Origin of the sequence: Flavobacterium cryoconiti, assembly GCF_048158645.1 — a bacterium.
GTDB classification, from domain to species: Bacteria; Bacteroidota; Bacteroidia; order Flavobacteriales; family Flavobacteriaceae; genus Flavobacterium; species Flavobacterium cryoconiti.
In genome coordinates, this window is record NZ_JBLNKW010000006.1 from 15,923 (window position 1) to 33,593 (window position 17,671).

Below are 17,671 nucleotides of genomic sequence, written 5' to 3' on the forward strand. Positions count from 1 at the left end.
AAAAATTACTTTTTCAAAACTTTATTATTCACTACAGAAAGCAAAATATAAAAAATAATAAGCAAAGGAATTCCTAAATACTGAAAGAAAACCAATAGCAAAAGCGACAGTAATAAAAAGACAATCTGAAGTGCATTGTCTTTGAAACTAAACTTTTTAATTTTTAATGAAAATAATGGAATTTCAGCGTTCAGCATATAAGCACTTAATAAAGTTACAACCAATAAAACCCATTGATTCGTCAAAATTTCGAGAAGAAATAGAGAATCAGAGTATTTTAAAACTAAAGGCAAACTCAAAACAAACAAAGCATTAGCAGGCGTTGGTAAACCTATGAAAGAATCCGTTTGACGCGTGTCAATGTTAAAATTGGCCAAGCGATAACAAGAACCCAAAGTGATAATAAAACCTAGATAAGGGAAAATTTGCATATAACTCTCTGACATAGTTGTCGAAGTGTTAATCAGCATCTGATACATCACTAAACCGGGAACAACACCACTAGTAACCATATCCGCTAAAGAGTCCAACTGCAAACCTAACGGACTGGAAACTTTAAATAAACGGGCAAAAAAACCATCAAAAAAATCTAAAAATATACCAAGGCATACAAAATAAAAAGCCATTTCAAAATTACGATGAAATGCAAAAACCAAAGCAATACAGCCACAAAAAAGGTTGAGTAATGTAATGAGATTCGGGATATGCTTTTTAATATTCATAGTGCTAAAGTTTAGTGATTCAAAGTTGGCAAATTTAGTATAATAAGTGACGGAGAAGTACGTTTTTTAATAGAGATTTTTCAACAACTGTTTCTTGTTTGTATATATTTATAAAAAGGAAGAAATAACCTCAGTAAAAAATTATATTTTTGATAAAAATTAAACAAACTTTCGGTTTGTAAAAATAATACTATTGAAAAAAGGCTTCGTATTGCTTTTGCTTTTGGTTTGTACCGTAAATCACAGTCAGGCCGTCAGGAAATACTCGAATGAGTTTATGAATATCGGCGTGGATGCGGCAGCTTTAGGCATGTCAAATACCGTAGTAGCTTCTACCAGCGATGTCAATTCAGGGTATTGGAATCCTGCAGGACTTATTCATCTGGAAGACCATCAGGTATCCCTGATGCATGCCAACTATTTTGCCAATATTGCACAATATGATTATGCAGCTTATGCCAGTCCTATAGATGACCGCAGCGCTTGGGGGATTTCTTTAATTCGTTTTGGTGTGGATGATATTTTAAATACTACTGAATTAATAGACAGTCAGGGCAACATTGACTACAACCGAATCAGTCTTTTTTCTACGGCCGATTATGGTTTTACTTTTTCGTATGCCAGAAAGCTTCCTGTTCCCGGATTTCAGTATGGCGTAAATGCCAAAGTAATCCGTCGCATTATCGGAAAATTTGCCAGTTCTTGGGGATTTGGATTTGATGTTGGATTGCAATTCGAAAAAAATGACTGGCAATTTGGGCTCATCGTCCGTGACATAACTACCACCTATAACGTATGGAATATTGATGAAGCCGAGTATAAAAAAATTGCCAATGCCATTCCTGGAGAAAATCAGGAATTACCAGAAAGTACAGAGATTACCGCTCCAAAAGCACAACTGGGAATAGCAAAAAAGTTCATCATTCATTACGATTACAGTATTATGGCTGCAGCCAATATGAATATGCGGTTTGCCAAAACCAACGATGCTTTTTCAACTGATTTTATAAGTATTGATCCGGCTGTAGGACTAGAATTTGGTTATACAGATTTGGTTTTCTTGCGTGCGGGTGTTGGGAATTTCCAAAAGGTACAACAACTGGACAGCACAGAAAAAGTAGGATTCCAACCCAATATTGGATTGGGCTTTAAATACAAAGGCATCCAAATTGATTATGCACTAACCGATTTAGGCAATCAAAGTACCGCGCTGTATTCGAATATTTTTTCAGTGAAAGTAGATTTAGGTTTGTTTCGAAATTAATTATATTAGACCAATCGGTTAATCCAATCATTTTTTTGTCACATCGAGCGCAGTCGAGATGCAGCAATGTATTACACAAAACAATTAGTGAAATTCGCGTTAACTTTTATATGCTGAACTGAAAAATCCGTGTAAATTTGTCCAATCTGTGTCATCCGTGTTCCATTTTTAATAGTATCCTCAAAATGAATATATCTTTTTTTAAAAAAATAGTTTTTTTCACGCTCCTATTTTCGTCTATAAACCATTGTTTCAGCCAAAACCTTTTGTTGTCAAAAGAGGCGAAAGTGAGCGTACTTACTTGCGGAACGGGAAACGAATCGTATTCTTTGTTTGGACATACTGCTATTCGCATCAATGACCCCTACAACAACATTGACGTAGTGTATAACTATGGAGCTTTCGACTTCAACACGCCTAATTTTGTTTTGAAATTCATAAAAGGTGACTTACAGTATTTTGCAGTAGCGCATTCCTATGCTGATTTCATCAATGAATACAATTATGAAAAAAGATCAGTTTACGAACAGGAATTGAATATTCCGGAGAATCTCAAACAAAAATTATTTGATAACCTGAATACTTCCTTAGCTTCAGGAGACAGCCATTATACGTATAAATTTATTGATAAAAACTGTACGTCAATGGTAGTTGACATTATCAATAAAACACTGGACACTGTCGCAATTGTAAAGAATGCAGATACTGATATTACCTATAGAACCATATTGTATCCATATTTTGACAATCACTTTTATGAAAAATTAGGAACCAGTATTATATTTGGCAAAAAAGTAGATGGCTTGGGTACCCAGATTTTTTTACCTTTTGAATTACAAAAAAGCCTGAAAAAAGTTTCTTTCCAGAACCATCCGCTTGCTCCCGAAAACAAAACCATAATCGAATTCGATGAAGAAATTCCTGGGTCTTGGTGGAACAATTGGTACACTTATGTAATACTCCTTGGATTCATTACACTAATAAACAAGAAAAGCATCAATCTATTTTACCTCACTATGATGGCTCTATTAGGATTATTCTTCGTATTTGTGGGATTTTATTCATACCACTTAGAATTAGGATACAATTATAATATTTTGCTATTTAATCCTACTTTATTGGGATTGCTTTATTTTTACGCAACAAAAAACAAAAAGGGAATTTACAATCTGGCTATATTCAACATCTTTTCGTTGCTTATCTACTTAGTCATTCTAGTCAACAAAGCACATTTATTAATTGTACTCCCTTTGGTAATTACAAGTATGATAATTTTAGTAAAACTGGCAATTCAGAATAAAAAACGCATTCCAATAATTATTTAAAATACAACTCTACATTAGAAATTAATAATAATAACCCGTTGGGTGCAATTATTCAAAACGTCAGTTCGAGTGTTTTTTGTGTAGTAAAACGAAACAAAAAATGTATCAAGAACCGTTTTTAATAATAATGATAATAATCCCTACTGCCCTCTATAAAACAACACAGTGGTAATTGTTTTAAAAGCAATATTTAAATCTAGGAATATACTTCTATGTTTGATATAATACAGGTCATATTGTAGTTTTATCAAACTATCTTCAATTGTGGCACCATAGGAATAATTGACTTGTGCCCAACCCGTCAAGCCAGGTTTAATGATATGCCGTGTTTCGTAAAAAGGCATTATTTCAGCTATTTCTTTAACAAAAAAAGGACGTTCTGGTCGTGGACCTATAACAGCCATGTCGCCTTTTAGAATATTTATAAATTGAGGAAATTCATCGATTCTGGTTTTTCTCAAAAATTTTCCAAATGCTGTTACTCTGGAATCTTGTGTAGCGGCAAAAACAGCTCCATTGGATTCGGCATTGGTAATCATAGTCCTGAATTTTAAGATTTCAAAAATGACTCCATCTTTGCCTACACGTTCTTGAGTATAAAACAGTTTCCCTCTGTTACCTATAGCATTTCCAATGAGTATCAATGGAAATAAAATCAGACCAATAAACAATCCAAGAACTGAAGTAGCTATTTCTAAAAATCGAACACCCAATAAATACAACTTATTATGATTGCTGCGACTAAAAGGGAAGAACCGATAAAAATCTCTGGCGATATAATGAACCGGAATGCGTTGCGTTTTACTTTCGTACACTTGTGTATACTCCCTAATAATACTTCCAGACTCTAATAAATGAAGCAATTGCTGATACAATTCCGCAGTAATTCCTTCTGTCTTTTGGGAAGCTATCACAATTTCAGATATGGAATTTTCTTTGACAAAAGAAAACAATTCTACTCTTTTTATGTTGGGTATATAGTGATATTCCGATATTTCGTCTTCAACGGCATCAGCATGGACAAAGCCTATTATTTTATAATGGGGATCTATATTTTCTAATCCTAAAATCAATTCCTCCACCTGTTCTTTATCACAGATCAAAATGGCATTTTGAAAAAACCGATTGGAAGCCAAAAAAGTAACATAAAACAAGCGCCATAAAACCAAAGAAAGAAAAACAACAAAATAGAACAATAGGATTTCAATTCTTTTGGAAGGCAATTGCGGAGAAAAAATAGGAGTCAATAAATACACCAAAACGGTCGTTGAAACAGTAAGAATCGCACTTCGCAAAACCTGAAATTGATTACTGGCCACCTGAAGGTTATACATTTCAAAAATAGTTCCAAAAAGATTAAGATAAATGGCCAAAACGATAGTCCAATAAAAATTAGTGGTGGAAAAAGTAAAATAATCAAAATCGAAAATCTTACCTACCATAAACAAGGCACTCAAAACAAAAAACACATCAAAAAAACGAAGAATCATCTTTCGCTCTGAGATTTCAAAATGCATTTTGTCTACTGAAAACATGGGTGGTATTTAGTATTATTGCCGCAATTTAGGGCTTTTGCAGCAAACTAAATTTAAGATATGTTAATTTTTTTAACAAAATTTTCTTTTTAACAGATTTATTTAATAACACACTCCAAGACAATTAAAAAAGGACGCAAAATCATATTGAAAACCGCTTCTTAAAACTACTTCCGTCAAGTTGCATATTTCTTTTTTGTTTGCCCCTAACCCTAAAGGGAGCAAAAAAGAAATACAAAATCCCAGTTACAAACCAACATTCTTTCAAAATTTCAGACTCCCTTTAGGGCTGGTATAAAACGAAAATTAGAATTGAGGTAAAACGAAAAGTTTCTCACTTAAAACTCAAATCCTAAATTTTCAGACTCCCTTTAGGGTTGGGGTAAAACGAAAATTAGAATTGAGGTAAAACGAAAAATTTCTCACTTAAAACTCAAGTCCTAAATTTTCGGCTCCCTTTAGGGTTGGGGTAAAACGAAAATTGCCTACACTTATTTTTACGCATAACACGTTTAATTAATCTGAAACTTCATTTTTTGATATGCCAACTTAATACTTAATACCTGATACTTGCTACTTAAAACCCCTCTTCTTTTTTAACTTTTTTACTTCCCGAACCCAACTGCACATTAAGCAAGGACAACGAATATACAAAAGCAGGCGCTGCGGTTCGCATGGCAGCATGGTTAATCGTCAACAACCAGAACACAACAAAACACAATAAGAACATATTGAACTTATTTTCTAAATACAAAACAAGCGGGGTAAAGAATAAGATTAGTAATGCTAATGCTCCAAGTGAACCGTGCTCTGCCAACATACGGGTAATTTCATCATGAGATAAAGCTGCACCCGGACTGTCTAATTTTCTCACTTCCACACCTTTTCCAACACCCACACCAAAAATAGGGTTCTCAAAGAAAATTTTGATTTCATCCTCTGCTATTTCTTCTCTTCCGGTCAATTGACTTTTTTTGACCCTTCCTGCAGCGTCTTGATTAGCGTATCGCTTGTCAATTAACCCTCCCGTTTGGAAAGAGGTATAGGACCATGTGGCAATTAGTGCGGCTACTAACAAAACTATGATATAATTTAATTTTACTCTTCCTGCAAAATTAGATTTAAAATACAAAAAGAATAACAGCAAGGCAATCATCAAAAATCCGGTAATCATTCCACCACGAGAAAAAGTAATCATACCCCGATAGGTAATATTTAAGGCAATAAAGGCGTTAATTAAAATTTGAAATTTTGATTTAGAATCTAGTATGATTCGAGAGAAAAAAATAAACATGCCCAATCCCAAAATTGTTGCTACCTGATTAGGCCCATATCCCCCGGAAGTTTCATAATTAGATTGCGTACTGGTGACAATATCACGAACATTTGGCGTATAAAGAGTCAAATACGTCATACAAGTGACGATAGGCAAACCCATACTCAACAAAATACTATTCGTTTCTTCTAAAGAAATTCTTCGTCTATAAGTATACAGGGAAGCGATCCCTAAACAAACGGGGCCAGATATATTAAAAGCGATGGCTTTTCTGATATCAGTATCTAAATCCAATGCAAAAGTAGAAATGACTATACTGGGAACCAATAACACCAAAAACAGCCAGTAAGGTGCTGCTCCTTTGGAGAACCCGCTAAAATACATTCCAATAAAGATGAAAATCATTACCCCATATTTAGAAATTTCATATAAGGGATTCCCATCCGTCATCCTCAAAAAAACTTCACTCCCTACTACATAGGCAGCAGCAATAAGCGCTTCATTATTCCTATTTTGTTTTTTAATGACATAATAAATTCCAAAAATAAAAATGAAATACCCATATATTTTGGAAATGAAGGGAACTGTGTAAACCATTGCCCCCAGAACAACATGAAAAAGAATTAAATAGAGATAAGTTTGATCCTCTTTTTTCATTTACAACTATTTTTTAGCCAATTTAAATACTGTGCCATCACAGCTTTTTTTGAATAAGTACCAATTATCGTTTTGTAAAGTGCATTGCCAAACTCCAGTTGCAGAACTTCACTTTTTATTAATTCGACCAACGCTTGATAAAACAAATACTCTTGTTGAGTAGCAATAAGAAAACCATTTTTACCATTGGCTACCAAAGAAGATATTTCACCTACATCCGTCACTACAACAGGTTTTTTCAACCATCCATATTCTAAAAGAGCTACGGGTAAACCCTCTGATTGCGACGTTAAAACCCCAATGGTAGATTGTTGCAAAATATTTTCAATATCTTGTTTGGTGCCGTAAAGAAACACATTTTTTTCTAAAGTAAAAGCACCTATTAAATCCTTAATTTTTTTAGAATAGGTATCGTCAAAATCTTTTCCAATCAAATGAAAGGTCCATTCAGGATGGGATTGTTGCAGCTTTCTGGCCACTTCCAGTAATAAAAAATGATTTTTCTGTACCCTCAGATTAGCCAAGCAGACAATCCGCTTTCCAGTAACCCCTTTCAATACTGTGTGCACTGTACAATTCTTTTTTTCAGATGGAAAATTGGGTAAATAAACAGTATTCTTGAAATTGATTTTCTGCTCAGCCCAAATTTTTAATTTTTGGTTTACAGCTATAATGCCATTAAAAAAAGGCAAAGTCATTTTTAAAGCACCCATGGGTCTTTTATTTAAAAACTCACTATCCCCATAATGGTCATGCCAAATTAATTGTAGCGAAGGATGAATTAATTTTAATAAAAAAGCTAAAAAAAAAGAAGTACTATGGGCATGAATATGAGTCACCTTATTTTTTAAAACAAAAGAATGTAATTTAAAAAGCGCTCTAAAATCAATCAACTTTTTTTTATTCAAAAACAAATATGAAACACTCGGCTCGATTTGATGAAGCAAAATCCCTTCCTTCCTAGTGGCAACCAGTCCTGAAAATTCAATTATTGTTCCTAAAGCATTGGCATAATTGACTGCCATACGCTCTGCCCCTCCAGCTTCAAGTGAATCTATAATTTGAATAATCCGCATTTTTTGTTTTTTTATCTTCTTTTAATTTGTTAGCTCCATAAAATTGTCATTTCGACGAAGGAGGAATCGCATCATAATTTACCATAATTACAACCGTGTCATCCTTAAAATACCATTCCACATAATAATAAATAATCCTCTAAAGCCCCAATTCGCGTCAGTTCGAGTTATTTTTAAAGCTACGGCTATTACGCTCATTAAAATAAAAAATCTAAGCTTTAAAAATCGCATCGAGAACCGTTTAACAATTTCCTAATTTCCTCCTCAAAAACATCTAAAGTATAACCTCTAGACCATTCCGCAGCTTTATTTCGTTTAGCATCAAAATCGGTTTGATCTTGTAAAACAGCCGCTATTTGGGCACTATCTTTTTCTAAATTCATTTCTAATAAAACCCCTCTTTTCCCATAATCCAACATAAAAGGGACACAAGAGACAGAGGTAGCAACAGGGACACAGCCCCAAAACATACCTTCTGCAATCGCTTTTGGCCAGCCTTCACTCTCAGAAGGTAAAACCACAAAATGGCTGTCTCGATAGGCTTTCTTAACAATATCCTGCGCTTGATTCCCTTCTAATGAAACTATCTTTTCTAATGCATGAGCTACAATATAATCCTCCAGCAGTTCTCGTTCCACACCTTCACCATAGATACTCAAACGTACTGAATATCCTTTAAGGTGTAAATTTTCTACTAATTGAACAGCATATAGCGGATGCTTTCCTTTTACTAAAGTCCCAACAAAAATGAAATCAACAAGACCTTTTAACTCTTTTTGAACTACCGGAGTCACCTCTTTTTCAGTATAAGAAGCCGTAAAAAAAGGTTTGATATTACTAGTCATTCCTTCCCATTCACCATAGACTAAAACGTGCATATTACGAGTCAAAAAAGTATTCCTCAAGATCCATTGTTGCATTTGATACGTCCAAGGTTTATTTGATTCAGGATCCCAATTTCCTGCGTATTTTGCTGTTTTAGACTTATTCGGAAATACAATTTGTACGATACAGGCTAACAAACCAATATTACCGGGACAACGCAAATGGATGTGATCGGCAGATTGCATGGCTTTGAAAATTGTCCAAATTAATCCCGGAAGTTCCAAAATAGTAAACAAAATGGATTTAACCGATAGGATATCAAAATTTGATACAGATATAAATTCTATTTTTTGATGGGAATACGAACTGTCTATTGCTGTTTTATTACCTAAAGAAAAGGGAGCAACAACCACTAATTCATCCACATTTTTTCCCCAAATATTCATTTCTCGAACATAAGGAGCATAAGCATAATATAGATTATCGGCTTTACAATGTGGAACATGGGTAAAAATTGTCAACTTCATATTGCAAGTCTTGGCCATTTCTAACCGTTATTAAATTTTATTTAGCTTTTCAAAATTGAATCATATATATATTTTGCTTGTGCCAATGGTGTACAATAGGTGTCAAAATAAAGTTTACCTTTTCTGGCAACTGCTTCATGAAAGTCAGGATTATCTACTATTTTATTCAAAACGGGTTTATATTCTGTTGTTTTTTCAATAAAATAAACTTCAGAAGCTTGTGCGAAATTTTGAGGCAATTCAATTTTAAAAGGAAATGACAATACAAATAAACCTTGATTTAAATATTCCGCTAATCTCCAACTCACCGCTCCGCAAACTGCAGGATTATTTAAAGCAATTTTAGATTTAGCACTTAACTTTGAAAACATTTTGGGAGAATATTTTTCATCATTAAGCTCATTGTCGAATCCATAATTGGTACCATCAGAGCGAGGTATAAATCCACCTTTAAAAACTATTCTGTTATCTGCTTTGCAGAAACGAATAAACTCAGCCCGAATTTGATTGGTTTCAGGTTCTTTTTTCCAAATATTAGAAGAAAAGAAAATAAAATTGTCTTTTTTAAAACTCTTTTTATAGGATGTATATAAAGGCCTTCTTAAAAGAATATAAATTTGTCTGATTAAATCTTCAAATTTCAAATAACGAAATAGTCCCAGTCCAAAAATACGAAAATAAAGCAGAACAGTATTAACAGGATAATGAGGATAAAGCGGTTTAACTTTTGGCTGACTATAAGAATCATGATCGATAAGCTTATTGGTAACAAAATAAACACTGGCTAATTCATATAATTCTTGATGTACTCCGGTAGGATCATCGTTGTCAATTACTGCAATTGTACCATTAACCTTAAAAATCAGTATGGGCTTGTTATTGAACTTAGTAAAATTACTGTCCATTTTGAATTTGACCTTATACGCTTGATTCAATCCTAACAAATAGTAGGAAGAATAAAAATTAGGGATATTCAATAATTGTATTGTTTTCATAATCTAGTATAGTCTTTACCCATTGGAAACAGAATTAAATGCATTCCATTTATTAAAAAATTATTTAGGTTTGTTAAACCATAAACTCCACCAACCTACCGTTCTTCCTAATGCCTCGGTCAGAGCTTCTTTTTTCTTGCTGGTAGTAAGAACATTACTGTATCGTATTCCCGTTAAAATTAAAGTGATAGCATGCCATTTATAATAGTCATTGAATTCAGGATTGGGGTTTTTTGTACGCCACACATACCATCCATTACGCACCACCATTTTACCATATTTATATTGATTTGGCCTTCCGGAAGCGTCGTGGTAATGGTGGAGTTGAGCAGCGGTATTCAAGTATAACTTACCAGTTTTAGCTACTCTCAAGGTAAAATCAGCGTCTTCATACAACCCATATCCTTCAAAATAAGTTGAAAAATGGAAACGTTCAAATACTTTTTTTCTAAAAGAGGAGACGCCGCCCATCAACATTTCTACTTCATAGGTTTTCCCACTTGGAGGTAAAAACCCCACACTACGGCCGTGGGAATATAGAGACGAATAACCCGGTGGACAATCACTATCCAATCCTAATTTTTTACGCAGGACAAAACGACTCCCGTCATTTTGCTTCCATCCGTCAAAATAAAATTCTTTAATAGTTGGTTGATAATCATACCCAACAAATTGAAATTTATTCTCATTGCAAATAGAACCTCCTACACCCAAAGCGTGTGGAAAATCGATATATGTTTTTAGAATTTGCTCAAAATATCCTTTTTCTAATACCGTATCATCATCTAAAAAACAAACAATATCGATAGCATCACTTACTTTTTCTACACCGTAATTACGTTGTTTCGTAAGACCTCTATGCTCAGGCGTGACTAAATGATAGTGCACTTTTTTAAAAGAATTTTGATTTAAAACAGTTGCTGTATCTGAATTTAGGGAACCATCCACAATTATAATTTCATCAGGATAAATAGTTTGTTCTTCAACAGATTGCAATAATTGCAAAACAGGTTTCGGACGCATATACGTACAGATAATTAGAGCAAATTTCATTTATATTTTTCTTTAAAAAGAGTAGAAAGAGTTGTAAAATAAGCTTCTCTATTCAAAAATTGAAGCCACAAATTACGATTATTAACTTGCATTTTTTGAAAATCTTCCTCACTTATTTTTTGATGAAAATCAATTAATGCCTTACATATATTTTTATCAGACGCAATAATACAATGCTGTTCCCAATTGATAATTCCATCCAAAGGTAATCTAAAATCAGTATCAATCACAAAAGGAATCCTTCCCATAGCAAGGGTTTCATAAAATCGAACTGAGTAATTTCCCGCACCTCTAAGACAAAAAGTATAAGGATTGACTTCTATATTTTTAAAAAAATCCAGTGTCGTTTTCTTTTTATCTCCTTCCGTTTTTACGCCGGCGCGGTAATGGTTTCTAAAAATGAAATCGGTATTAATTTGATCATTTTTTTGCAATAATGATAAGAACTTATAACGCTTTATACTTGATGGATAAAAAGGTTGAAAATCTGTAAATAACACTCTGACAAAGCGTTTGTAATTGTGTAATAAAAAAACCAATGCTTCTTTTGTCCATTTAGACCATGAATTACTGGCGTGCCCCACAAAACCTATTTTTGGAGCTGGTTGTTTAGCAATGGGGTGAAAAAAATTTTGAATATTTATATAAGGATCCTCTATAAATGAGGGTAGTATGAAGGTATTCGCATCAAATTTAGAATCAAAACCGCTCAATCTAAAGGTATAAACTGATTTTCCAATACTAAATCCATAATCCCCAGCGGTATATACCCATACTTTTTTATCTAATGCGAGGGCTTTGTCTATATAGTCAAAAAGCCAATCTTGTTGTTGTTTTTGAAAAAATTCACTGATATCTACAGGAACAATCACCACATCAGCCTCCTCCATTTGATCCATCAACGCATACTGCTTTAAAAGAGGCTCATTTTTAGTATAACACAAATCAAACAACAACGGAAAAATACATCTTCGATTTTCCGCTTTAATAAAGTGTTGATCTGTATAAATTTTAAGCATTTATTTCTACTTTTTATTTTCTAAAGTTTTTATAGGACATCAATCCTCTTTTGGATTTATTATATAAAATTAATTCTAAATACAATCGGAAAGCGCGAGCTACCTTAACCAATGATTTATTCATTTTATACTCTTTGTTTTCAAGGATACTCTCGTTTACTAAAACAGATTGACTTCCTATTATTGTTGAAGCTAATATCCTATTTGTTATGCCTATTTTAGCATTGGACTTAAGTATTCGAATGGCATATTCAGTTTCTCCATACCGACCTGATGTATTCTCAAAATAGGTCCCATATTTATGGTAAAAACTTTTTCTTGTAACAAAGGGATGGTCGCTGTATTGATAGTAATTCTGCAAAAAATTTTGAAATGAAAATTTTGGAATCAAAGAAACTGTAGCGGTCAAAGGAATTAATTTATTGAATGGGAAATTTGATGTAAACCGAATCATATCCACCTTTTCCTTTTTTAATAAATCCAAACATTCTGGTAAAAGACTGCTAATTTGGGGATCTAAAACAAAATCTTCCTGACAATAAACAATATACTCTCCTTGACAAGCTTCAATACCTTTATTAATATTGGCAGCAAGTCCTTGATTTATTTTAGAAACAAGCAATTGATCAATTTGGTAATCTTGTATTGTTTCTAAATGTTCCTCTTGACTGGCGTCATCACACACCACAATTTCAGAATCTAAAACGTTAAGGCTTCTTATTGCGGCTAAACATTTCAATAAATCTATGGGCCTATTGTAATGTGTGATGAGAAAACTGATTTTCTTTTTACTTATTTCCATTAATTATATTTTATTGACCCAATAGAGACTCTGCTCCCATTTTTTTTGATGTTCTTTAAAAAAGGAGAAACCATTGAAAATGGATTCTTTTTTTAGCAATTTAAAAAAGGAGACTAATTTATAACATAAAAGTTGTTGTTGTGTGTAATGTTTTAAAAAAACATACATGATCGTAGGCGATGGTTTAGGTTGTACAGTTTCATTATCCCACAACTGTTTCACTTTGATTCTAAACCCTCCCATAGGAGCTTTGAGATGCAAAACACGTATTTCTGGAAAATAAATAATATCAAACCCTTTATTCCGCAATTGCATCCCAAAATCAATATCCTCTCCGTAGCCAAACTCTAAAGCCATATCAAAAGCTACGGCAGCCAAACAACTGGCTTTAACAAAACTATTGCCCGATCCAAATATCCCCGATTGATTGGTAATACTGTAGCATTGGGGCTCATTTTGCTGAAGGTAAGCAGTAGTAATTACTGAAACCCCAAATTGTTGTATTTTACATAAAACAGTTTCTAACAACGTTTCTTCAAAACGATTATCATCATCATTCAAAAACACCCATTCACTTTCAACTTGGTTTAAAGCTAAATTACGGGCATTGCACGCACCTGCCTGATGCGTAAAAGTATGTTTTATAATAAAAGGCCAAGTTTCATTGGTCAGAAAATCCAATTCAGAAACACTACCTGGCTGCGGATTTTGTTCTATAATAATTACATGAATCGGCAAATGGGTTTGCTGGGCTAAATCTTGTAAAACAGCATACAAATACGGTTTGCGGCCAATAGTCGGAATGATGACATCAATGGTTTTTTTGTCAACTAAAGCTAAAGTGGATTGCACTGGAATCGAGTCTAAATTAAGTACTGTTTTTTTTCGATTTTTAAAAAATAAAGAATATAAAAAAGGAAATATTGGGAATCGTTTTTCAAAAACGACTAAATTTAAAAACAACAATACAATCCAGCGTTTTTTATAATGTTGTTTTACAAAACGAAATAAAACGAATAGATTAGCTTTTTGAAGGGTAGCATCTTGCGAATTATTCAACAGCAATTGAGGTTCTGAATAACACAGTAAACCCAAAATCATCCCAACTTTTGCCACTGAGTTTAAAAAATAATCAAAACTAGAGTCGGTTTTTATTTTACCACCAATCAATTTTAATACAGAGGCATGAATTACCCCAACTTCACTACTCATTAACCAAGTGGGATACCTGCACTTTTTATTCACTTTGATAAAAGGGGATTCTTCCACAAACCCTATTCCATTTCCTAAAAAACCAATCTCAGTTGCAGTATAAGAAAGCATCATTTTATCATGATGAAAAAGCATGTCAATCCCATCAAGATTCAAACTATTTTCAAGCAATTCGTTACACCAAATGATTTTAGCCTTAGGAAACTGATGGGCCAAAGCCATTAATCCTACAGCAATACTCTCATTTATCTTAACAATAATAGATTCATTAGTAGCCGAAATAACTTTAGTTATTCGGTTATTTTGATGATAAACAACAATCACGATTTGCCTGTTATAGATTCATAAAAAACGATATTTTGTTGCGCAATTTTTTCTATGTCAAAAACATCCTCCACCCGTTTTCTTGCATTTTTTCCCATAGTCAAACAAAGGTTTGTATCCTTCAATAGCGCTATTATTCTATTGGCATAAACGGAATGATCTTGTGGATGGACCAGAAAACCACTTTCGCCATCTGTAATTAATTCTTGTGCCCAACCAATAGTAGTGTTCACCACCGGTTTTTGCAAAGCCATCGATTCTATGGTCACCATTCCTAAAGTTTCTGCAAAACTGGGAAACACACAAAGTTGTGCTTTTTTGATATACTCTTGAACGTGTTGATAAGGTATTTTGTTAAGATAGGTCACTTTTTTTAAATCGGCCACATCAAATTGCTGTTCTAATAATTGCCAAGTAGAGGGACTCCCGGTTTGTATATCAGCTGAATCACCCCCAATTAAAACAAGTTGCGCTTCGGGATGTTGGATTCTTACTTTTTTTAGAATTTCAGGAAGTTCAAACACCCCTTTTTTCCTAATTATGGTACCAATATATAAAATCAAACCGTGTTCAAAAACTTCAGGGTTTTTGTTTTGAAATTGATCCAATGCTAAACCATAATGAATGGTTTGTATGACTTTATTGTTGATGCCAAACAATCGCTTTGAAACAGCTCCAGCATAAGTGGTTGGCGCTATAAAGGCTTTAGCCTTTTGAACAGCCAATTTTTCGAACCAAAAATTCTTTGCCTTTTGATGGCGTTTTTCAAGATGACAAAAATAGGTGTCACTACCATGAAACCGAATTACCAATGGCGCTTTCAAACGCATAAAAGCCGTAATTCCAGTCCAATCAGGTGCTTCAAAAGCATCAATTTTTTCAGTAAGTATTTGCGTATTAAGGTAATTCTGGAGGTGTTTTCGATGCCAATACCAACCCATGAATTTGTATTTTCTATTTTTGATCAAATGAATTGTAATTCCATCCTCAGCAAATACAGCATCTTCTTGCTGTCCATAAACAAACACAGAAACTGTGATTTTTTTTTGGGCCAAAGCAACTACTAAATTCTTGATACTGGTACCAATACCTGCAGCATGAGCTACTCTTTCATGAGGATATTCAGGAGTAAGAAAAGCGATATGCATAGTTTATTTATTACAATTATTGATTGAATTTTACATAAACATCTCCAAATTGAGTATTTAAAAACGCATTAGTATTAACTAACTTAATTATTTCGTTATAATCAACCCAATGAGGCAAAGAAAATACTGTATTTTCTGTTATACAATAATTGAACAAAACATTTGAATTTGATAAGTTATTTAAATAAGACAAACAATCTATTAATGCCTCTTTACGCTCAGGAACTGTATATTCCAATGATAGTACATTTACATTTTGAGAAAGTCCTTTTAACACTTCCAATTCAAAACCCTCAACATCAATTTTAATAAAATCTGGATTCCCGTAGGTTGCTATTAAGTAATCTAAGGTAATCATTTCTATTTTTCGAGTTTTATCCCACTTAATTTTTTTAAATCTTCCACTATTTTTAGTTGAATCAATCCATTCCCTTGAGAATGAAGATAAAATATTAGCATTAGTTGAAATATACATTAATTTGGTTTCAATCTCTTTACCAACACCATTTTGAAGTATTGTTATTTTTTTTCCATATTTTTTCCTTAAATATCTAACACACTCTATCTGTGGTTCAATCGCAATAATTTTTATTTTATCATGTATCAAAGGCTCAATTCTGTTACCATAATTTGCACCAATATCAAAAAAAACGCTATCTGGTTTAAGGAATTGAGCATAAAATTCACGCCTTTGCTCAATAAGAACCTTCTCACTTGAACTTCGAAACCAAGACTTAATAAATTTTATATTATTCATACCAAATACATTTTTCATTAAATTCTTGACTTTCATAGCTTTATTATTTTTTTTTAATTGTTATTACATATTTTTTAAAATTGTCTCAGAGCATTTAAAAGGTTCTTCTCCAAGTTACCTATTTTATAAAATTCTTAATAGGATTACTTTACCTTATATATACCCTTAGCTTCATTAAAAAAATCTTTTAAAATTGTTGCCGTAAATTTTCTTGCTCCGGCATCATTCATATGTCCACAGGAAGAGAAATACTGATCCCCTTCAACAGCTTTTTCATAATTGTGAATTTCAGGATACATTTGATGTACCTTCTCAAAATAATCCAATCCTTTGGTATTAGAACACATAGGTGTCATCACGGCAATCAGGTTAATATGATTCACTTTGCAAAGATGCTTTATTTCTTCGTAATATTTATTATGCAAAGGTTTTAGATGTGTCAGATCATTTTTCATGTTGGCATTTGGATTTTTACCCAATGGATAATAGCCTAAATGATCCAACAAATTAGTTGGTTTTTCTCTGGCAGCATCATACATTTCTCTAAAACCAATTCCGGGTTCAAAAGCGATGTACCTATAAAATGGGATGTAATATAATGCCCAAAAATCAGGTTGCTGGGCAAAATGCGAAGCAATCACTTCAGAATTGTGAATATAAGGCAAAAATTTAGACGCTACACTCTCGGATTCCTTCTCATTGGACAAGTTTAAATCAGCCTCCAGTATGACGTTTTTTATTTCATACTTTCGTTCTATCATTAGTTTCAACAACAAAGAAGCTTCAAATAAATGCCCTCCGCTCATACCATAATTAAAAGCCTTTAATCCTTTGTTTTCAAACATGGGTGCCACAAAATGGTTATTGGCTCTGGAGGATCCTAAAATTACCACATCGTAAATTCTGGCTTTTGAGTTATAAACATAGCCTATTTTTCCCCTATTGGAAGATTCTAAATACACTTTTGTGTATACCAAATCTAATACAACCAACACAAAAAAGGTCAGCAAAAGTATTTTGATTGTAAAAATTAAAAACCGTTTCATACTTAATTTTTATTATTGTTGTTGTTGTTGTTGTTGTTGTTGTTGTTGTTGTTGTTGTTGTTGTTCATTTAGCAATCTGACTGCGTCCGATTTGACATGAGTTATTTG

At 33.2% G+C, this 17,671-nt stretch carries 15 protein-coding genes; 2 read left to right on the top strand and 13 right to left on the bottom strand.

All coding sequences use genetic code 11. The features are described 5' to 3' along the window. Positions 1 to 5: 5 nt before the first annotated feature. Positions 6 to 722, bottom strand: a complete 717-nt coding sequence (locus tag ACM55H_RS09770; protein WP_416836324.1) for a CDP-alcohol phosphatidyltransferase family protein — start codon at positions 720 to 722, stop codon at positions 6 to 8. Positions 723 to 915: 193 nt separating this feature from the next. Here ACM55H_RS09770 and ACM55H_RS09775 point away from each other — a divergent pair, with 193 nt between their 5' ends. Continuing rightward, the gene (locus ACM55H_RS09775; protein WP_465245412.1) at positions 916 to 1,986 is read left to right on the top strand and encodes a putative type IX sorting system protein PorV2; all 1,071 of its coding nucleotides are present in this window, start codon (positions 916 to 918) and stop codon (positions 1,984 to 1,986) included. 287 nt (positions 1,987 to 2,273) lie between these two features. Further along, positions 2,274 to 3,311 (top strand): lipoprotein N-acyltransferase Lnb domain-containing protein, encoded by a 1,038-nt coding sequence (locus ACM55H_RS09780; protein WP_416836325.1) that lies wholly within the window; start codon positions 2,274 to 2,276, stop codon positions 3,309 to 3,311. A 140-nt stretch (positions 3,312 to 3,451) separates the two neighbouring features. Here ACM55H_RS09780 and ACM55H_RS09785 read toward each other — a convergent pair whose 3' ends face one another. From ACM55H_RS09785 to ACM55H_RS09840, 12 genes are all read right to left on the bottom strand, one after another. Then, a complete protein-coding gene (locus ACM55H_RS09785) occupies positions 3,452 to 4,846 on the bottom strand; it encodes an exopolysaccharide biosynthesis polyprenyl glycosylphosphotransferase (RefSeq protein WP_416836326.1) in 1,395 nt (464 codons plus the stop codon). Between the two features lie 577 nt (positions 4,847 to 5,423). Further along, a complete protein-coding gene (locus ACM55H_RS09790) occupies positions 5,424 to 6,779 on the bottom strand; it encodes an O-antigen ligase family protein (RefSeq protein ID WP_416836327.1) in 1,356 nt (451 codons plus the stop codon). Beyond that, a complete protein-coding gene (locus tag ACM55H_RS09795) occupies positions 6,776 to 7,855 on the bottom strand; it encodes a glycosyltransferase (RefSeq protein ID WP_416836328.1) in 1,080 nt (359 codons plus the stop codon). The genes ACM55H_RS09790 and ACM55H_RS09795 overlap by 4 nt, the downstream gene beginning before the upstream one ends. Positions 7,856 to 8,073: 218 nt before the next feature. Beyond that, positions 8,074 to 9,207, bottom strand: coding sequence for a glycosyltransferase (locus tag ACM55H_RS09800; RefSeq protein ID WP_416836329.1), 1,134 nt, complete (start codon positions 9,205 to 9,207; stop codon positions 8,074 to 8,076). Between the two features lie 41 nt (positions 9,208 to 9,248). Further along, positions 9,249 to 10,202 (bottom strand): hypothetical protein, encoded by a 954-nt coding sequence (locus ACM55H_RS09805; protein WP_416836330.1) that lies wholly within the window; start codon positions 10,200 to 10,202, stop codon positions 9,249 to 9,251. 60 nt (positions 10,203 to 10,262) lie between these two features. Then, on the bottom strand, positions 10,263 to 11,255 hold the full coding sequence (locus ACM55H_RS09810; RefSeq protein WP_416836331.1) for a glycosyltransferase family 2 protein: 993 nt from the start codon (positions 11,253 to 11,255) through the stop codon (positions 10,263 to 10,265). After that, entirely contained in the window at positions 11,252 to 12,274 is a 1,023-nt protein-coding gene (locus tag ACM55H_RS09815; RefSeq protein ID WP_416836332.1) for a hypothetical protein, read from the bottom strand. The genes ACM55H_RS09810 and ACM55H_RS09815 overlap by 4 nt, the downstream gene beginning before the upstream one ends. 13 nt (positions 12,275 to 12,287) lie before the next feature. Continuing rightward, positions 12,288 to 13,076 (bottom strand): glycosyltransferase family 2 protein, encoded by a 789-nt coding sequence (locus ACM55H_RS09820; protein WP_416836333.1) that lies wholly within the window; start codon positions 13,074 to 13,076, stop codon positions 12,288 to 12,290. A 3-nt stretch (positions 13,077 to 13,079) separates the two neighbouring features. Beyond that, the gene (locus ACM55H_RS09825; protein WP_416836334.1) at positions 13,080 to 14,612 is read right to left on the bottom strand and encodes a glycosyltransferase family 2 protein; all 1,533 of its coding nucleotides are present in this window, start codon (positions 14,610 to 14,612) and stop codon (positions 13,080 to 13,082) included. After that, on the bottom strand, positions 14,609 to 15,760 hold the full coding sequence (locus ACM55H_RS09830; protein ID WP_416836335.1) for a glycosyltransferase family 4 protein: 1,152 nt from the start codon (positions 15,758 to 15,760) through the stop codon (positions 14,609 to 14,611). Before ACM55H_RS09830 ends, ACM55H_RS09825 begins: the two co-directional genes overlap by 4 nt. A gap of 16 nt (positions 15,761 to 15,776) precedes the next feature. Beyond that, complete coding sequence (locus tag ACM55H_RS09835) at positions 15,777 to 16,553, bottom strand: FkbM family methyltransferase (protein WP_416836336.1); 777 nt, start codon at positions 16,551 to 16,553, stop codon at positions 15,777 to 15,779. Positions 16,554 to 16,660: 107 nt separating this feature from the next. After that, positions 16,661 to 17,563 carry a hypothetical protein gene (locus tag ACM55H_RS09840; protein ID WP_416836337.1) on the bottom strand — a complete coding sequence of 301 codons (903 nt, stop codon included), beginning with the start codon at positions 17,561 to 17,563 and terminating at the stop codon, positions 16,661 to 16,663. Positions 17,564 to 17,671: the final 108 nt, after the last annotated feature.